The following is a 16,008-nucleotide window of genomic DNA, read 5'->3' on the forward strand; positions in this document are numbered from 1 at the left end:
AAGAAATAAATTTTTCTTATCAATACAACCAAAGATTTACGAGACTCGCACCGAAAATCCGAGGATGAGTTTGGGCCCTCGAACCGCTCACGAAGATCGTTTCTCCATCGGAACCTAAGTCCCAGAGGTCACCTCTTAAGAAAACATTCATCCCAAAGTTCGCTCCGGAACTTGAAATTCTCCCGGCCAAAGCGTATTTCAACCAAGCTTCCCCTTCTCGTATTCTTCCGATATCGCTTCTTTGAATATCGGATGGATTTTCGGAACCGTTGTAACCCTTCCAAATCGCATCCATTGCGCCGTTGGGAGCCACAAAGGAGGGCACAACGACAAAAGCTACATTCTGTTTTCTGAATGTTTCGTAAACCTCCGGATACCAGGAATCAGCGCAGACCAAAATCCCTAGTTTTCCGGCAGGAGTGGAAACGATCCTGAGATTTTCAACGGTCGACGCTCGAACAAAGGGTTTTTCGTCGTCTACGGGGAATATTTTTAGAGAAGAGTTCTCGGCAACCTTTCCATCTGGAAGAAAAACGAAGGATCCGTTTTGCAAAGCGCCGTTCCCGATTCTTAAAAAACCATCTTTTACAAAAGGTTCCGGAAGAAGAATCGAACCCGCTACGATCGTTATCGAAAACTTCCTGGAAAGACCGGAGAATGTATTTTGATAAGCGACAAGCATCTCCTTCGATTTCATCCGAAAGACGGCGTCGGAAACCTTGTCTTCCGCTTTTGCTTGAATCCAATTCCAAACAAAGGAAAAAAAGTTGCTGAGGACAAGATTCTCCATCGCCTCTTTCATTCGAGCGGCTCGGTATATCGATTCTTTTTCGCCGACCACAACGAGCCAAGTTCCCAAGTATTCGGGAAGAACCACGATCGTTTTTGGATTTAGAAAACCTTTTTTTTCGGCCAGAAGAAGATACGATTCGATCTTTTCCCGAAACCGATCGGCGCTCGCGTAATCTTCGGCAGACATCCAGGGTTGAATTCCCAAAATGTTTCCCTTGTTCGAGTCGACACCGTCGACTAACGTTCGTTCGATGCGGGTTTGGATTGGTTGTAAAGAAGGCGTTCGTCCGACGTTGGACCAGATGGTATAAAAACCGAGGAGAAGAATCAAGGAAACACCGAGGATTCGTTTTGTAAGCGTCATGGCAGACTACTTCGTTTGTTTTTTCAGTTTCGCTCAACCCAATTTTTTTGAAAAAGAATGAGTTCTGATCGGGAAAAAGATTTCGGGAGAATCAAAAAAGGAAAAACCGCCGAGGAAAAATTCCCCGGCGGTTTTAAACGGAGCTTATTTCAATTTGTAAGAACCCTTGTATGAATAAGTAGAATCTACGGTTTCGGTTCCGACCGTTCCGGTGACACGTACGGTCTCGTCGATGTTGACAACGGCCTTATCGATATCGTTCGCGTTCTCAATCGATAGTTTCGCGTTGTTTCTTGTAAACGTAACGTCGAATGTGGGATACAAAAATCCGTTTACCTTATAGTTGCTGGAACGAATTCTTTGGGTTCCGGAAGCGGAAACTTTGTAAAGCGAAGTAGTCGAAGTCGGATCCGTGGTTTGTGTCATGGTGGCGTCTTGTAAAAGTTCTCCCTCAAGTAAAACGGAAACGTTAGAATTACTGCTTCCATCGAGAGCAGGAGCGGAAAAAGAGCAAGAGGTATAAATCGACTTTGCTCCGTTAAGCTGCATCGTTATAACTCCCGCACCCACGGGGGTTATAACCACGTCTCCGGACAAATCCATGGAACCACCTTTTGGGCATTTCATCGACTGACTGACCACAGCCAATGGAGAAACCGCTCCGTTGGAATACGCACCCGCTCCACCACCGTTGCCGGTATCTCTGAGATTTAAGGCCGAATACAAACCGGAAACACCTTGATCTTTAGGGGAAGTCAGCGCCATCAGGAGCGCAAAATTTTTCATGGAATCATCGTTCCCGGATTTCCCATCGCAATAGGAAAAGAGGAAAGTTAAAAGAATGAGAGAAATCGTTTTTTTCAAAAGCATCGTGAAATCCTCCTTTTGGATTCACACTGCTTACGGTATGGAAACCAAAAGTGTGCCAGTTGAAATCAAAAACGAACCGTAAATCCTCCTGAAATTTCTTTCTCCCTTTCCAAAAACGAAATCCTCACCGAAGGAACCACCGTCCATTCTTCCAGTTTGTAACCGAGAAAAGCGTCCAAGAGCAAAACGAATAAAAATCCGGAAACGTATAAATTTCTTTCCTGAAAATATCTCCCTCTCTGCAGAATCTGTCCATCTACCAATTCAACTCTCTGGCTGATGGAATAATATTCATGCGCCAAGGTCGCCAATATTAAATTCGTATCCCGACTCAAAATGGAAGCGTAAACTTCAGGAGGACTACTGTAAGAATCGGACTCGCTCAAGGGCTTCGGCTTCGATAGATAAACGTAACTTCTTTCCGCAAGATAGAGTTCCGCGAGAATGAAAAAAAATCCAACACTCTTCCAAGCATAAGAATCGGAACGAACCAAACGAGACCATCCGGGAATCAAACCTTCCGAAAACGACTTCAAACCGGAGGTCCTTTTCGGAGTCGCGTCCGCAACCTCTAAGAAGAGTTCCTTCTCTTTCGATGGCTCTTCGATTCTTTCCGTCTTTGTTTGTGAGTCGGAAGTGCGGGGAATGGAAGATGATTTCGGAATTCCATCCGAAACGAATATTTTCAAAACCTTGGAAAGAGGAATATTCTCAGTCTTACCGTTTGCGTGTGAGATTTCAAAACCGTTCGCTACGGGTTTGATCTTTACGTTTTCGATCTTCCTTCCGTTTTTGAGCAAAACCGATTTTGCGTCCAAGGAGAAATCGAAAAAACAAAGCGGGGATAACAAAAGAAAAAAAAAGAAAACAACGGGGGCGAAATTTCGCATCGTTTGAACAATACTTGGGAACATACCTTGAGTCAATTCGTTATTGGATGAAAATGATTGAGAAATGTTTTAGTTCATTCTTTCAACCTTTTCGTATGAGGAGAATTCGGATCCGATCTTAAATTCGAAATCAAAAAGAGTAGATTCTAATTTCTTAAATACACAAAACGCTCTTTCTAAAAAGAATCGCAGAGTTATGTAAAAATCAAAAACGAACCGTCAAACCTCCGGAAATTTCTTTCTCTCTTCCTGAAAAAGAAACGTTCAAAGTAGGGACTATCATCCAGTCCTCGTATTTGTAACCGATATACGCATCCAAAAGAAGAACAAACAAAAGTCCGGAGACGATCCAATCTCGTTCCTGAAGATAACGGGACTTTTCTAGGATTTGTCCGTCGCTCAATCGAACCTTGTTATAAGTAGAATACGCTTCGTTGATGCCCGCAGCCAGTATCAGATTGGTATCTCGGAGCCAGAGCGCGTACAAAAATTCGAACGGGAATCCGTAATTGGGATCTTCGGAAACAAAACCCGGTTCCTGTAGATAAACGTAACTTCTTTCCACAAGTGCCAGCTCGGCGAGAATGAAAAAAAAACCCAATCCTTTCCAGGCATAAGAATCCGAACGAACCAAACGAGACCAACCGGGAATCAACCCCTCCGAAAACGACCTCAAACCGGATGTCTTTTTCGGGATCGCGTCCGCAACGTCTAAAAAGAGTTCCTTCTCTTTTGTCGTCTCCGCGCTTTTTTTAATCTTTGTTTGTGATTGTGGGCTCGGGAGAATTTGCGCCGACTTGGGAACGTCGTCCGAAATGAATATTTTTAGAACTTCGGAAAGAGAAATGTTTTCCACCTTACCGTTTGTGTGCGAGATTTCAAAACCGTTCGTTACAGGTTTGATCTTTACGTTTTCGATCTTTCTGCCGTTTTTTAAAAGGACTGATTTGGCGCTCAGATCCAGACTCAAAAAACAACAGAGAAACAAAAACGGACAAAAGCGAGTAAAGATTCGCATTCTTTGAATGGGAGTTCCAACCTTTGTTTGAGTCAACTCGTAAATGAACTGGAAACCTCGGTTTAGAAATGGAAAGCCCTGGAACAAAGAAAGACTTCCGATGTTAAAAATCAAATTCTCGGATCGAATTTTGATTCGAACTTTAGCCGATCCAAAATTCTCAGGAGAATCGAAATTCTAAACCGAAAACATTCGATCGAAGAAACGTGAGAAGACCAGGATTCGCAAAAATGAAAAACCATTCCCATCTTAGAACAAGATAGGAATTTCCTCGAAAAATGAGATACATTTTTGTCGAGGTTTTTGTATGGAAGAAGTTCGAACGCTTGATTTTGACGAATTGTATCCAAAGAATTACGATAAGATCTTTCGATTCTTATTGGGTAAAGGTGCGTCTCAAGAAGAAGCGGAAGAGGTTTGCCAGGAAACGTTTATCAAGGTTCTACATCATTGGGAAAGTTTTGATCCCTCGAAAGGGAACGTAAGCTCCTGGATGATAACCATCGCAAAAAATCAGTTTTTCGATTTAATGCGAAAAAAAAATTCTACACAAGGCAAAGAAATCGAAAATTCTCAGGAATACATAGAATCGATCGCACAAGCAAAGGCAAAAAACGAGGATGAAAAAAACCGATTGGATCTTTTGAAAGACACGGTGGAAAGCCTTCCTCCTTTGGAAAAGGAAATCATTCAACTTCGTTTTATGAAAAAATATACGATCAAAGAAACTTCCGAACAACTGGGAATTTCGGTAAGAACCGTGAATCGGAAAACATACGCATCCTTGACCATACTGCGTATGAAATTACAAGGGTCTGATTTTGGCTTTGGAAGTCTTTGAGGAGGCGAAATGGAAAACGACAACAAGAACAGTCCAAGCAGAAACAAAAAAATTAGAATCAAAAAAGCGAGCAAAGATTCGTATTCTTCGAGTAAAAAGCTAAACTTGAGAGCCGATAAACGCCCTTCTCATCGCGTCCTACATCGTACGATCAAAATTTTGGAATGGAATCCTCAGGGAAAGACAGTGAATTCGATTTAAATCCGTCTAAAATGCGGAAAGAAAATTCCATTCACAAAAAATCAAAAAAACTTTTTTTTAGAATTTAGCTGGCACTTTTTCTCAAGTCGAATCGTTACTTGTTATAGAATGGGTGAAAACTCTGAAGTTCGAACGTTCGATTTTGACGAATTGTATTCAAAGAATTACGATAAGATCTTTCGATTCTTATTGGGTAAAGGTGCGTCTCAAGAAGAAGCGGAAGAGGTTTGCCAGGAAACGTTTATCAAGGTTCTACATCATTGGGAAAGTTTTGATCCCTCGAAAGGGAACGTAAGCTCCTGGATGATAACCATCGCAAAAAATCAGTTTTTCGATTTAATGCGAAAAAAAAATTCTACACAAGGCAAAGAAATCGAAAATTCTCAGGAATACATAGAATCGATCGCACAAGCAAAGGCAAAAAACGAGGATGAAAAAAACCGATTGGATCTTTTGAAAGACACGGTGGAAAGCCTTCCTCCTTTGGAAAAGGAAATCATTCAACTTCGTTTTATGAAAAAATATACGATCAAAGAAACTTCCGAACAACTGGGAATTTCGGTAAGAACCGTGAATCGGAAAACATACGCATCCTTGACCATACTGCGTATGAAATTACAAGGGTCTGATTTTGGCTTTGGAAGTCTTTGAGGAGGCGAAATGGAAAACGACAACAAGAACAGTCGGAGATCAAAAATGCAGAAAGCCATCGCCAACGAAATGACCCGGCTCGAACTCGCCGAGTTTTTATCCGATCATCAAACAAAGAAAGAATTCTTCGCACTGATGAAATTAAAAAAGGATCTCGGTTCGATCGGCGCGATCGAACCTTCAAGTTCTTCGGAAGCGAAAAAAAGAGTTAATTTTAAATTCGGCCTTTTAGCGGCGGCCTCCTTATTTTTGATTTCAGCCCTGGCTCTTTACTTCCGTTTTTTTTATGAAGCTGCAAATGCGAACGAGTTCGAAGTCGCAAAATCCATCGTTACCGGAACCTGCGAGATTCAAAACTTTCAACAAAAGGTAGTATTAAAAAGCGGGAAAGAATCCTTTTGCGACCATCAAATCCAAGGTGAGATCGGATTGATCGTGAGAACGTTTCCAGAATCGGAATTTCAAATTCATAAAAACGAGGATGGGATTCTCTTGGAGTTACGCTCCGGGATTGTGATCGTCACTACAAAACGAAAAAACTCCGCAGTTTCGATCCGTGCCCGAGTCCACTCCATTTCTTCCCAACTGTTGGGAACCACTTTGGTCCTTTTCTCGGAAGGGAATTTAGATCATTATAAAATACTTGTGTTAGAAGGAAACATTCGAGTGCCGGATTCCTATGGAGAAGCCCAAAAAACCTTCGACGTAGGCTCCGGATACTCTATTTTTGAAATGGATCCGAAGTCAAAAGAAGATTCCTCAAAAAAAATCGTAACGGAAAAAATCAATCCTAAGGATTTAAAAAAATACTCCAGTCTTTCCGATGATTCGCAAAAGATCCTTCAAACCGAAGAAACAAAACACGATTCTCGGACGGTCGAATATATAAAACGGGAACTTACTTCCGAATCGAATAGGATCGAGGAACCTACGTATAAAATCACCCTCAAGGACAAAACAAAATACGTGGGAAAAATCCAGGAGAACGAAAATTCTTATATCCTTACCGATAAAAAGGGAGTTGAAATCAGGATCGATAAAAAAGACATAGTTGAGTTGGAATTGGTTCCTTAAAAACCAATAATCCTAGAAAAAGTCCCGCATTGGAAACGGATAAAGTCGAAAACGAAGAGATTCTTTAATTGATTATAAATTTCTAAATTACAATTTTTTACTAATAACGGGGATACTAATCGGAGGATTGCTCGCGTCGCAAACAAAGGTGGAAAGCGCGGTGGAGACGATCGATATCAAAAAAATCCGATCGGCGCATTCGTCCACCGCATCCTTCTGATAAACTTTCTTTTCGTCGATTCCCATCGAATCCGGTATGACTAACGTGAGAGTGAGCCCCGCCAAAGAAGCGGATCGAACCGGCTCGGCTTCCGAGAGTCCCATGATATAAACCAACTGACTGAGCAAAAGACGGTCCGATATAATCTCTTTTGCTTCCTTACCCGTTACAAGGCTTGGATTGATGTCTAAATAGGCGCAGTCCTTGCAAAGAAAAACCGCAAAGAGGAGAAATAAAGAATTGGCTTTTATTTTTCCGAACAGCATACTTTATCAGACGATACGATCCCTTTGTTTTTTCGAATTCTATTCAAAATACGATAAAAAGGGATCGGAGCGACCGACGTCTAAGTAGTTCGGTTTAATTTTTTTAGTATTTAGGCCAGACTATGGAGTCGTCCTTAAATAGAGGACTGAATCCGAAAAAGATCAATTCGTTTTCTTCAAATTGAAAGATCGCGTTCAACTGATCCGAGAAAGCGGTGACACCTTCCTCAGCGTCTTCCTCTTCATCATGCTCGTGCTCTTCATCGTCTTCTTCCAGATCGTTGACGCCGTTTTTTTCGAGAAGGTCTCGGATCGTTTCGATGGATTCTCCAATGATCGGTTTTCCATAGAGAAGAATCGAAGGATTGGAAATCGTTATCGAGTAGAGTTTGTTGTCCTCGTCCGCGTCGAACTCGTATTCTGCTTCCTGAGAAAAATATTCATATCCCGTAGACTGTGAACATTGAAATTGGAAAGGGATTGAACGGACTTTATTTTGGAATGTCGATGGAAGAAGTAAAGGCTAAGTTGGGAGAACCGGACGAGGTTTACAACTACGACTACGAAGGTTCACAGTCTACGGGATATGAATATTTTTCTCAGGAAGCAGAATACGAGTTCGACGCGGACGAGGACAACAAACTCTACTCGATAACGATTTCCAATCCTTCGATTCTTCTCTATGGAAAACCGATCATTGGAGAATCCATCGAAACGATCCGAGACCTTCTCGAAAAAAACGGCGTCAACGATCTGGAAGAAGACGATGAAGAGCACGAGCATGATGAAGAGGAAGACGCTGAGGAAGGTGTCACCGCTTTCTCGGATCAGTTGAACGCGATCTTTCAATTTGAAGAAAACGAATTGATCTTTTTCGGATTCAGTCCTCTATTTAAGGACGACTCCATAGTCTGGCCTAAATACTAAAAAAATTAAACCGAACTACTTAGACGTCGGTCGCTCCGATCCCTTTTTATCGTATTTTGAATAGAATTCGAAAAAACAAAGGGATCGTATCGTCTGATAAAGTATGCTGTTCGGAAAAATAAAAGCCAATTCTTTATTTCTCCTCTTTGCGGTTTTTCTTTGCAAGGACTGCGCCTATTTAGACATCAATCCAAGCCTTGTAACGGGTAAGGAAGCAAAAGAGATTATATCGGACCGTCTTTTGCTCAGTCAGTTGGTTTATATCATGGGACTCTCGGAAGCCGAGCCGGTTCGATCCGCTTCTTTGGCGGGGCTCACTCTCACGTTAGTCATACCGGATTCGATGGGAATCGACGAAAAGAAAGTTTATCAGAAGGATGCGGTGGACGAATGCGCCGATCGGATTTTTTTGATATCGATCGTCTCCACCGCGCTTTCCACCTTTGTTTGCGACGCGAGCAATCCTCCGATTAGTATCCCCGTTATTAGTAAAAAATTGTAATTTAGAAATTTATAATCAATTAAAGAATCTCTTCGTTTTCGACTTTATCCGTTTCCAATGCGGGACTTTTTCTAGGATTATTGGTTTTTAAGGAACCAATTCCAACTCAACTATGTCTTTTTTATCGATCCTGATTTCAACTCCCTTTTTATCGGTAAGGATATAAGAATTTTCGTTCTCCTGGATTTTTCCCACGTATTTTGTTTTGTCCTTGAGGGTGATTTTATACGTAGGTTCCTCGATCCTATTCGATTCGGAAGTAAGTTCCCGTTTTATATATTCGACCGTCCGAGAATCGTGTTTTGTTTCTTCGGTTTGAAGGATCTTTTGCGAATCATCGGAAAGACTGGAGTATTTTTTTAAATCCTTAGGATTGATTTTTTCCGTTACGATTTTTTTTGAGGAATCTTCTTTTGACTTCGGATCCATTTCAAAAATAGAGTATCCGGAGCCTACGTCGAAGGTTTTTTGGGCTTCTCCATAGGAATCCGGCACTCGAATGTTTCCTTCTAACACAAGTATTTTATAATGATCTAAATTCCCTTCCGAGAAAAGGACCAAAGTGGTTCCCAACAGTTGGGAAGAAATGGAGTGGACTCGGGCACGGATCGAAACTGCGGAGTTTTTTCGTTTTGTAGTGACGATCACAATCCCGGAGCGTAACTCCAAGAGAATCCCATCCTCGTTTTTATGAATTTGAAATTCCGATTCTGGAAACGTTCTCACGATCAATCCGATCTCACCTTGGATTTGATGGTCGCAAAAGGATTCTTTCCCGCTTTTTAATACTACCTTTTGTTGAAAGTTTTGAATCTCGCAGGTTCCGGTAACGATGGATTTTGCGACTTCGAACTCGTTCGCATTTGCAGCTTCATAAAAAAAACGGAAGTAAAGAGCCAGGGCTGAAATCAAAAATAAGGAGGCCGCCGCTAAAAGGCCGAATTTAAAATTAACTCTTTTTTTCGCTTCCGAAGAACTTGAAGGTTCGATCGCGCCGATCGAACCGAGATCCTTTTTTAATTTCATCAGTGCGAAGAATTCTTTCTTTGTTTGATGATCGGATAAAAACTCGGCGAGTTCGAGCCGGGTCATTTCGTTGGCGATGGCTTTCTGCATTTTTGATCTCCGACTGTTCTTGTTGTCGTTTTCCATTTCGCCTCCTCAAAGACTTCCAAAGCCAAAATCAGACCCTTGTAATTTCATACGCAGTATGGTCAAGGATGCGTATGTTTTCCGATTCACGGTTCTTACCGAAATTCCCAGTTGTTCGGAAGTTTCTTTGATCGTATATTTTTTCATAAAACGAAGTTGAATGATTTCCTTTTCCAAAGGAGGAAGGCTTTCCACCGTGTCTTTCAAAAGATCCAATCGGTTTTTTTCATCCTCGTTTTTTGCCTTTGCTTGTGCGATCGATTCTATGTATTCCTGAGAATTTTCGATTTCTTTGCCTTGTGTAGAATTTTTTTTTCGCATTAAATCGAAAAACTGATTTTTTGCGATGGTTATCATCCAGGAGCTTACGTTCCCTTTCGAGGGATCAAAACTTTCCCAATGATGTAGAACCTTGATAAACGTTTCCTGGCAAACCTCTTCCGCTTCTTCTTGAGACGCACCTTTACCCAATAAGAATCGAAAGATCTTATCGTAATTCTTTGAATACAATTCGTCAAAATCGAACGTTCGAACTTCAGAGTTTTCACCCATTCTATAACAAGTAACGATTCGACTTGAGAAAAAGTGCCAGCTAAATTCTAAAAAAAAGTTTTTTTGATTTTTTGTGAATGGAATTTTCTTTCCGCATTTTAGACGGATTTAAATCGAATTCACTGTCTTTCCCTGAGGATTCCATTCCAAAATTTTGATCGTACGATGTAGGACGCGATGAGAAGGGCGTTTATCGGCTCTCAAGTTTAGCTTTTTACTCGAAGAATACGAATCTTTGCTCGCTTTTTTGATTCTAATTTTTTTGTTTCTGCTTGGACTGTTCTTGTTGTCGTTTTCCATTTCGCCTCCTCAAAGACTTCCAAAGCCAAAATCAGACCCTTGTAATTTCATACGCAGTATGGTCAAGGATGCGTATGTTTTCCGATTCACGGTTCTTACCGAAATTCCCAGTTGTTCGGAAGTTTCTTTGATCGTATATTTTTTCATAAAACGAAGTTGAATGATTTCCTTTTCCAAAGGAGGAAGGCTTTCCACCGTGTCTTTCAAAAGATCCAATCGGTTTTTTTCATCCTCGTTTTTTGCCTTTGCTTGTGCGATCGATTCTATGTATTCCTGAGAATTTTCGATTTCTTTGCCTTGTGTAGAATTTTTTTTTCGCATTAAATCGAAAAACTGATTTTTTGCGATGGTTATCATCCAGGAGCTTACGTTCCCTTTCGAGGGATCAAAACTTTCCCAATGATGTAGAACCTTGATAAACGTTTCCTGGCAAACCTCTTCCGCTTCTTCTTGAGACGCACCTTTACCCAATAAGAATCGAAAGATCTTATCGTAATTCTTTGGATACAATTCGTCAAAATCAAGCGTTCGAACTTCTTCCATACAAAAACCTCGACAAAAATGTATCTCATTTTTCGAGGAAATTCCTATCTTGTTCTAAGATGGGAATGGTTTTTCATTTTTGCGAATCCTGGTCTTCTCACGTTTCTTCGATCGAATGTTTTCGGTTTAGAATTTCGATTCTCCTGAGAATTTTGGATCGGCTAAAGTTCGAATCAAAATTCGATCCGAGAATTTGATTTTTAACATCGGAAGTCTTTCTTTGTTCCAGGGCTTTCCATTTCTAAACCGAGGTTTCCAGTTCATTTACGAGTTGACTCAAACAAAGGTTGGAACTCCCATTCAAAGAATGCGAATCTTTACTCGCTTTTGTCCGTTTTTGTTTCTCTGTTGTTTTTTGAGTCTGGATCTGAGCGCCAAATCAGTCCTTTTAAAAAACGGCAGAAAGATCGAAAACGTAAAGATCAAACCTGTAACGAACGGTTTTGAAATCTCGCACACAAACGGTAAGGTGGAAAACATTTCTCTTTCCGAAGTTCTAAAAATATTCATTTCGGACGACGTTCCCAAGTCGGCGCAAATTCTCCCGAGCCCACAATCACAAACAAAGATTAAAAAAAGCGCGGAGACGACAAAAGAGAAGGAACTCTTTTTAGACGTTGCGGACGCGATCCCGAAAAAGACATCCGGTTTGAGGTCGTTTTCGGAGGGGTTGATTCCCGGTTGGTCTCGTTTGGTTCGTTCGGATTCTTATGCCTGGAAAGGATTGGGTTTTTTTTTCATTCTCGCCGAGCTGGCACTTGTGGAAAGAAGTTACGTTTATCTACAGGAACCGGGTTTTGTTTCCGAAGATCCCAATTACGGATTCCCGTTCGAATTTTTGTACGCGCTCTGGCTCCGAGATACCAATCTGATACTGGCTGCGGGCATCAACGAAGCGTATTCTACTTATAACAAGGTTCGATTGAGCGACGGACAAATCCTAGAAAAGTCCCGTTATCTTCAGGAACGAGATTGGATCGTCTCCGGACTTTTGTTTGTTCTTCTTTTGGATGCGTATATCGGTTACAAATACGAGGACTGGATGATAGTCCCTACTTTGAACGTTTCTTTTTCAGGAAGAGAGAAAGAAATTTCCGGAGGTTTGACGGTTCGTTTTTGATTTTTACATAACTCTGCGATTCTTTTTAGAAAGAGCGTTTTGTGTATTTAAGAAATTAGAATCTACTCTTTTTGATTTCGAATTTAAGATCGGATCCGAATTCTCCTCATACGAAAAGGTTGAAAGAATGAACTAAAACATTTCTCAATCATTTTCATCCAATAACGAATTGACTCAAGGTATGTTCCCAAGTATTGTTCAAACGATGCGAAATTTCGCCCCCGTTGTTTTCTTTTTTTTTCTTTTGTTATCCCCGCTTTGTTTTTTCGATTTCTCCTTGGACGCAAAATCGGTTTTGCTCAAAAACGGAAGGAAGATCGAAAACGTAAAGATCAAACCCGTAGCGAACGGTTTTGAAATCTCACACGCAAACGGTAAGACTGAGAATATTCCTCTTTCCAAGGTTTTGAAAATATTCGTTTCGGATGGAATTCCGAAATCATCTTCCATTCCCCGCACTTCCGACTCACAAACAAAGACGGAAAGAATCGAAGAGCCATCGAAAGAGAAGGAACTCTTCTTAGAGGTTGCGGACGCGACTCCGAAAAGGACCTCCGGTTTGAAGTCGTTTTCGGAAGGTTTGATTCCCGGATGGTCTCGTTTGGTTCGTTCCGATTCTTATGCTTGGAAGAGTGTTGGATTTTTTTTCATTCTCGCGGAACTCTATCTTGCGGAAAGAAGTTACGTTTATCTATCGAAGCCGAAGCCCTTGAGCGAGTCCGATTCTTACAGTAGTCCTCCTGAAGTTTACGCTTCCATTTTGAGTCGGGATACGAATTTAATATTGGCGACCTTGGCGCATGAATATTATTCCATCAGCCAGAGAGTTGAATTGGTAGATGGACAGATTCTGCAGAGAGGGAGATATTTTCAGGAAAGAAATTTATACGTTTCCGGATTTTTATTCGTTTTGCTCTTGGACGCTTTTCTCGGTTACAAACTGGAAGAATGGACGGTGGTTCCTTCGGTGAGGATTTCGTTTTTGGAAAGGGAGAAAGAAATTTCAGGAGGATTTACGGTTCGTTTTTGATTTCAACTGGCACACTTTTGGTTTCCATACCGTAAGCAGTGTGAATCCAAAAGGAGGATTTCACGATGCTTTTGAAAAAAACGATTTCTCTCATTCTTTTAACTTTCCTCTTTTCCTATTGCGATGGGAAATCCGGGAACGATGATTCCATGAAAAATTTTGCGCTCCTGATGGCGCTGACTTCCCCTAAAGATCAAGGTGTTTCCGGTTTGTATTCGGCCTTAAATCTCAGAGATACCGGCAACGGTGGTGGAGCGGGTGCGTATTCCAACGGAGCGGTTTCTCCATTGGCTGTGGTCAGTCAGTCGATGAAATGCCCAAAAGGTGGTTCCATGGATTTGTCCGGAGACGTGGTTATAACCCCCGTGGGTGCGGGAGTTATAACGATGCAGCTTAACGGAGCAAAGTCGATTTATACCTCTTGCTCTTTTTCCGCTCCTGCTCTCGATGGAAGCAGTAATTCTAACGTTTCCGTTTTACTTGAGGGAGAACTTTTACAAGACGCCACCATGACACAAACCACGGATCCGACTTCGACTACTTCGCTTTACAAAGTTTCCGCTTCCGGAACCCAAAGAATTCGTTCCAGCAACTATAAGGTAAACGGATTTTTGTATCCCACATTCGACGTTACGTTTACAAGAAACAACGCGAAACTATCGATTGAGAACGCGAACGATATCGATAAGGCCGTTGTCAACATCGACGAGACCGTACGTGTCACCGGAACGGTCGGAACCGAAACCGTAGATTCTACTTATTCATACAAGGGTTCTTACAAATTGAAATAAGCTCCGTTTAAAACCGCCGGGGAATTTTTCCTCGGCGGTTTTTCCTTTTTTGATTCTCCCGAAATCTTTTTCCCGATCAGAACTCATTCTTTTTCAAAAAAATTGGGTTGAGCGAAACTGAAAAAACAAACGAAGTAGTCTGCCATGACGCTTACAAAACGAATCCTCGGTGTTTCCTTGATTCTTCTCCTCGGTTTTTATACCATCTGGTCCAACGTCGGACGAACGCCTTCTTTACAACCAATCCAAACCCGCATCGAACGAACGTTAGTCGACGGTGTCGACTCGAACAAGGGAAACATTTTGGGAATTCAACCCTGGATGTCTGCCGAAGATTACGCGAGCGCCGATCGGTTTCGGGAAAAGATCGAATCGTATCTTCTTCTGGCCGAAAAAAAAGGTTTTCTAAATCCAAAAACGATCGTGGTTCTTCCCGAATACTTGGGAACTTGGCTCGTTGTGGTCGGCGAAAAAGAATCGATATACCGAGCCGCTCGAATGAAAGAGGCGATGGAGAATCTTGTCCTCAGCAACTTTTTTTCCTTTGTTTGGAATTGGATTCAAGCAAAAGCGGAAGACAAGGTTTCCGACGCCGTCTTTCGGATGAAATCGAAGGAGATGCTTGTCGCTTATCAAAATACATTCTCCGGTCTTTCCAGGAAGTTTTCGATAACGATCGTAGCGGGTTCGATTCTTCTTCCGGAACCTTTTGTAAAAGATGGTTTTTTAAGAATCGGGAACGGCGCTTTGCAAAACGGATCCTTCGTTTTTCTTCCAGATGGAAAGGTTGCCGAGAACTCTTCTCTAAAAATATTCCCCGTAGACGACGAAAAACCCTTTGTTCGAGCGTCGACCGTTGAAAATCTCAGGATCGTTTCCACTCCTGCCGGAAAACTAGGGATTTTGGTCTGCGCTGATTCCTGGTATCCGGAGGTTTACGAAACATTCAGAAAACAGAATGTAGCTTTTGTCGTTGTGCCCTCCTTTGTGGCTCCCAACGGCGCAATGGATGCGATTTGGAAGGGTTACAACGGTTCCGAAAATCCATCCGATATTCAAAGAAGCGATATCGGAAGAATACGAGAAGGGGAAGCTTGGTTGAAATACGCTTTGGCCGGGAGAATTTCAAGTTCCGGAGCGAACTTTGGGATGAATGTTTTCTTAAGAGGTGACCTCTGGGACTTAGGTTCCGATGGAGAAACGATCTTCGTGAGCGGTTCGAGGGCCCAAACTCATCCTCGGATTTTCGGTGCGAGTCTCGTAAATCTTTTGTTGTATTTATAAGAAAAATTTATTTATTGAAAACTATTAAGAAAGAATTATCTTAGTCGCATGTCTCAATCTAACATTGAAGTCTTATCAGAAAACTTTATCAACAAACACAAACAAGCTTCCATCGGAAAGTGGTTCGGTCTTGAATCGCTGAACTTGGATGGAAAACCCTTCGGAGCTTTTTTCCAAGGAGAACTCGTTTTAAAACTCGGTGCGGAGAAAATTGCCGAAATCATCGCGCGTTATCCGGGAGCTAAACTTTTTGATCCGTCCGGAAAGGGAAGGGCGATGAAGGATTGGCTTCAGATTCCGAGCGAATTCCAAGAAGATTGGGATTCTTTATCGGAAAGTGCGATTCTTTTCGCTCTTTCGAATCTTGGCCCGGCGCCAAAGAAGACGGCTGTGAAGAAGGCGGTTAAAAAGAAAGCTCCCGCAAAGAAAAAGAGCGCTCCTAAGAAAAAAGCCGCAAAAGCTAAAAAGGCGGCGGCGAAAAAGGCAAAACCGAAAACGAAGTCAAAGCCTAAGACGAAGAAAAAAGTCGTTAAGAAAAAAGCGGCCAAGAAAAAGACTGCGGTGAAAAAACGGAAGAAGTAGTCTTCGGAATGTTTGTAAACCTCGAGAAATAGAAGAGG

Annotated in this window: 20 protein-coding genes and 1 pseudogene; 11 read left to right on the plus strand and 10 right to left on the minus strand. The window is 41.8% G+C overall.

The features are described 5' to 3' along the window. Positions 1-19: 19 nt before the first annotated feature. The 4 genes from JWG45_RS11105 to JWG45_RS11120 form a co-directional block, all read right to left on the minus strand. Positions 20-1,156 carry a nitrilase-related carbon-nitrogen hydrolase gene (locus JWG45_RS11105; protein ID WP_205279816.1) on the minus strand — a complete coding sequence of 379 codons (1,137 nt, stop codon included), beginning with the start codon at positions 1,154-1,156 and terminating at the stop codon, positions 20-22. Between the two features lie 144 nt (positions 1,157-1,300). Beyond that, entirely contained in the window at positions 1,301-2,026 is a 726-nt protein-coding gene (gene srp / locus JWG45_RS11110) for a sigma factor SigX-regulated lipoprotein (RefSeq protein WP_205279817.1), read from the minus strand. Positions 2,027-2,091: 65 nt separating this feature from the next. Continuing rightward, positions 2,092-2,940: an LA_0442/LA_0875 N-terminal domain-containing protein gene (locus tag JWG45_RS11115; RefSeq protein WP_232380643.1), complete on the minus strand. Its 849-nt coding sequence runs from the start codon at positions 2,938-2,940 to the stop codon at positions 2,092-2,094. A 181-nt stretch (positions 2,941-3,121) separates the two neighbouring features. Continuing rightward, positions 3,122-4,048: an LA_0442/LA_0875 N-terminal domain-containing protein gene (locus JWG45_RS11120; RefSeq protein WP_232380644.1), complete on the minus strand. Its 927-nt coding sequence runs from the start codon at positions 4,046-4,048 to the stop codon at positions 3,122-3,124. 193 nt (positions 4,049-4,241) lie between these two features. Between JWG45_RS11120 and JWG45_RS11125 the strand changes: the two genes are divergently transcribed. From JWG45_RS11125 to rsx (JWG45_RS11140), 4 genes are all read left to right on the plus strand, one after another. Further along, positions 4,242-4,775: an RNA polymerase sigma factor gene (locus JWG45_RS11125; RefSeq protein ID WP_205279818.1), complete on the plus strand. Its 534-nt coding sequence runs from the start codon at positions 4,242-4,244 to the stop codon at positions 4,773-4,775. 9 nt (positions 4,776-4,784) lie between these two features. Next, entirely contained in the window at positions 4,785-4,976 is a 192-nt protein-coding gene (locus tag JWG45_RS11130) for a hypothetical protein (protein WP_205279819.1), read from the plus strand. Between the two features lie 108 nt (positions 4,977-5,084). Beyond that, complete coding sequence (locus JWG45_RS11135) at positions 5,085-5,627, plus strand: RNA polymerase sigma factor (RefSeq protein WP_205279820.1); 543 nt, start codon at positions 5,085-5,087, stop codon at positions 5,625-5,627. Positions 5,628-5,672: 45 nt separating this feature from the next. Continuing rightward, positions 5,673-6,701, plus strand: coding sequence for an LIMLP_03685 family anti-sigma factor (gene rsx / locus JWG45_RS11140; protein WP_205279821.1), 1,029 nt, complete (start codon positions 5,673-5,675; stop codon positions 6,699-6,701). 87 nt (positions 6,702-6,788) lie between these two features. Here the strand turns inward: rsx (JWG45_RS11140) and JWG45_RS11145 are convergent, their stop codons facing one another. Further along, positions 6,789-7,187, minus strand: a complete 399-nt coding sequence (locus tag JWG45_RS11145; protein ID WP_205279822.1) for a TIGR04452 family lipoprotein — start codon at positions 7,185-7,187, stop codon at positions 6,789-6,791. Positions 7,188-7,290: 103 nt separating this feature from the next. Next, positions 7,291-7,647: pseudogene (locus JWG45_RS11150) on the minus strand (hypothetical protein); the annotation flags it as partial. On the opposite strand from JWG45_RS11150, the gene JWG45_RS11155 reads away from it, so the two are divergent. Together JWG45_RS11155 and JWG45_RS11160 are read left to right on the plus strand one after the other, a co-directional pair. Further along, entirely contained in the window at positions 7,644-8,114 is a 471-nt protein-coding gene (locus JWG45_RS11155; RefSeq protein ID WP_205279823.1) for a hypothetical protein, read from the plus strand. The pseudogene JWG45_RS11150 and the gene JWG45_RS11155 overlap by 4 nt on opposite strands. Before the next feature lie 103 nt (positions 8,115-8,217). Then, on the plus strand, positions 8,218-8,616 hold the full coding sequence (locus JWG45_RS11160; RefSeq protein WP_205279822.1) for a TIGR04452 family lipoprotein: 399 nt from the start codon (positions 8,218-8,220) through the stop codon (positions 8,614-8,616). 87 nt (positions 8,617-8,703) lie between these two features. Here JWG45_RS11160 and rsx (JWG45_RS11165) read toward each other — a convergent pair whose 3' ends face one another. From rsx (JWG45_RS11165) to JWG45_RS11180, 4 genes are all read right to left on the minus strand, one after another. Further along, a complete protein-coding gene (gene rsx, locus JWG45_RS11165) occupies positions 8,704-9,732 on the minus strand; it encodes an LIMLP_03685 family anti-sigma factor (protein WP_205279821.1) in 1,029 nt (342 codons plus the stop codon). A gap of 45 nt (positions 9,733-9,777) precedes the next feature. After that, positions 9,778-10,320 (minus strand): RNA polymerase sigma factor, encoded by a 543-nt coding sequence (locus JWG45_RS11170; RefSeq protein WP_205279820.1) that lies wholly within the window; start codon positions 10,318-10,320, stop codon positions 9,778-9,780. A gap of 108 nt (positions 10,321-10,428) precedes the next feature. Further along, positions 10,429-10,620, minus strand: coding sequence for a hypothetical protein (locus tag JWG45_RS11175; RefSeq protein ID WP_205279819.1), 192 nt, complete (start codon positions 10,618-10,620; stop codon positions 10,429-10,431). A gap of 9 nt (positions 10,621-10,629) precedes the next feature. Continuing rightward, positions 10,630-11,163 carry an RNA polymerase sigma factor gene (locus JWG45_RS11180; protein WP_205279818.1) on the minus strand — a complete coding sequence of 178 codons (534 nt, stop codon included), beginning with the start codon at positions 11,161-11,163 and terminating at the stop codon, positions 10,630-10,632. 193 nt (positions 11,164-11,356) lie between these two features. Here JWG45_RS11180 and JWG45_RS11185 point away from each other — a divergent pair, with 193 nt between their 5' ends. The 5 genes from JWG45_RS11185 (at position 11,357) to JWG45_RS11205 (ending at position 15,970) form a co-directional block, all read left to right on the plus strand. After that, a complete protein-coding gene (locus JWG45_RS11185) occupies positions 11,357-12,283 on the plus strand; it encodes an LA_0442/LA_0875 N-terminal domain-containing protein (RefSeq protein ID WP_232380644.1) in 927 nt (308 codons plus the stop codon). Positions 12,284-12,464: 181 nt separating this feature from the next. Beyond that, on the plus strand, positions 12,465-13,313 hold the full coding sequence (locus tag JWG45_RS11190) for an LA_0442/LA_0875 N-terminal domain-containing protein (protein ID WP_232380643.1): 849 nt from the start codon (positions 12,465-12,467) through the stop codon (positions 13,311-13,313). A gap of 65 nt (positions 13,314-13,378) precedes the next feature. After that, positions 13,379-14,104, plus strand: coding sequence for a sigma factor SigX-regulated lipoprotein (gene srp, locus JWG45_RS11195; protein WP_205279817.1), 726 nt, complete (start codon positions 13,379-13,381; stop codon positions 14,102-14,104). Positions 14,105-14,248: 144 nt separating this feature from the next. Next, positions 14,249-15,388, plus strand: a complete 1,140-nt coding sequence (locus tag JWG45_RS11200) for a nitrilase-related carbon-nitrogen hydrolase (protein ID WP_205279824.1) — start codon at positions 14,249-14,251, stop codon at positions 15,386-15,388. A 48-nt stretch (positions 15,389-15,436) separates the two neighbouring features. Beyond that, entirely contained in the window at positions 15,437-15,970 is a 534-nt protein-coding gene (locus JWG45_RS11205; RefSeq protein WP_205279825.1) for a DUF773 domain-containing protein, read from the plus strand. The last annotated feature ends 38 nt before the right edge of the window (positions 15,971-16,008 follow it).

The sequence above is a fragment of the Leptospira ainlahdjerensis genome, from assembly GCF_016919175.1.
In the GTDB taxonomy this organism is placed as follows: Bacteria; Spirochaetota; Leptospiria; order Leptospirales; family Leptospiraceae; genus Leptospira; species Leptospira ainlahdjerensis.

What these genes read in the sequence shown, in the direction of transcription:
- JWG45_RS11105 (WP_205279816.1), bottom strand. Translation starts at nt 1,156, where the DNA reads ATGACGCTTACAAAACGAATCCTCGGTGTTTCCTTGATTCTTCTCCTC.
- JWG45_RS11175 (WP_205279819.1), bottom strand. Translation starts at nt 10,620, where the DNA reads ATGGAAAACGACAACAAGAACAGTCCAAGCAGAAACAAAAAAATTAGA.
- JWG45_RS11190 (WP_232380643.1), top strand. Translation starts at nt 12,465, where the DNA reads ATGTTCCCAAGTATTGTTCAAACGATGCGAAATTTCGCCCCCGTTGTT.
- JWG45_RS11135 (WP_205279820.1), top strand. Translation starts at nt 5,085, where the DNA reads ATGGGTGAAAACTCTGAAGTTCGAACGTTCGATTTTGACGAATTGTAT.
- JWG45_RS11205 (WP_205279825.1), top strand. Translation starts at nt 15,437, where the DNA reads ATGTCTCAATCTAACATTGAAGTCTTATCAGAAAACTTTATCAACAAA.
- JWG45_RS11145 (WP_205279822.1), bottom strand. Translation starts at nt 7,187, where the DNA reads ATGCTGTTCGGAAAAATAAAAGCCAATTCTTTATTTCTCCTCTTTGCG.
- rsx (WP_205279821.1), bottom strand. Translation starts at nt 9,732, where the DNA reads ATGCAGAAAGCCATCGCCAACGAAATGACCCGGCTCGAACTCGCCGAG.
- JWG45_RS11160 (WP_205279822.1), top strand. Translation starts at nt 8,218, where the DNA reads ATGCTGTTCGGAAAAATAAAAGCCAATTCTTTATTTCTCCTCTTTGCG.
- JWG45_RS11130 (WP_205279819.1), top strand. Translation starts at nt 4,785, where the DNA reads ATGGAAAACGACAACAAGAACAGTCCAAGCAGAAACAAAAAAATTAGA.
- srp (WP_205279817.1), bottom strand. Translation starts at nt 2,026, where the DNA reads ATGCTTTTGAAAAAAACGATTTCTCTCATTCTTTTAACTTTCCTCTTT.
- JWG45_RS11200 (WP_205279824.1), top strand. Translation starts at nt 14,249, where the DNA reads ATGACGCTTACAAAACGAATCCTCGGTGTTTCCTTGATTCTTCTCCTC.
- JWG45_RS11125 (WP_205279818.1), top strand. Translation starts at nt 4,242, where the DNA reads ATGGAAGAAGTTCGAACGCTTGATTTTGACGAATTGTATCCAAAGAAT.
- JWG45_RS11170 (WP_205279820.1), bottom strand. Translation starts at nt 10,320, where the DNA reads ATGGGTGAAAACTCTGAAGTTCGAACGTTCGATTTTGACGAATTGTAT.
- JWG45_RS11115 (WP_232380643.1), bottom strand. Translation starts at nt 2,940, where the DNA reads ATGTTCCCAAGTATTGTTCAAACGATGCGAAATTTCGCCCCCGTTGTT.
- JWG45_RS11180 (WP_205279818.1), bottom strand. Translation starts at nt 11,163, where the DNA reads ATGGAAGAAGTTCGAACGCTTGATTTTGACGAATTGTATCCAAAGAAT.
- rsx (WP_205279821.1), top strand. Translation starts at nt 5,673, where the DNA reads ATGCAGAAAGCCATCGCCAACGAAATGACCCGGCTCGAACTCGCCGAG.
- srp (WP_205279817.1), top strand. Translation starts at nt 13,379, where the DNA reads ATGCTTTTGAAAAAAACGATTTCTCTCATTCTTTTAACTTTCCTCTTT.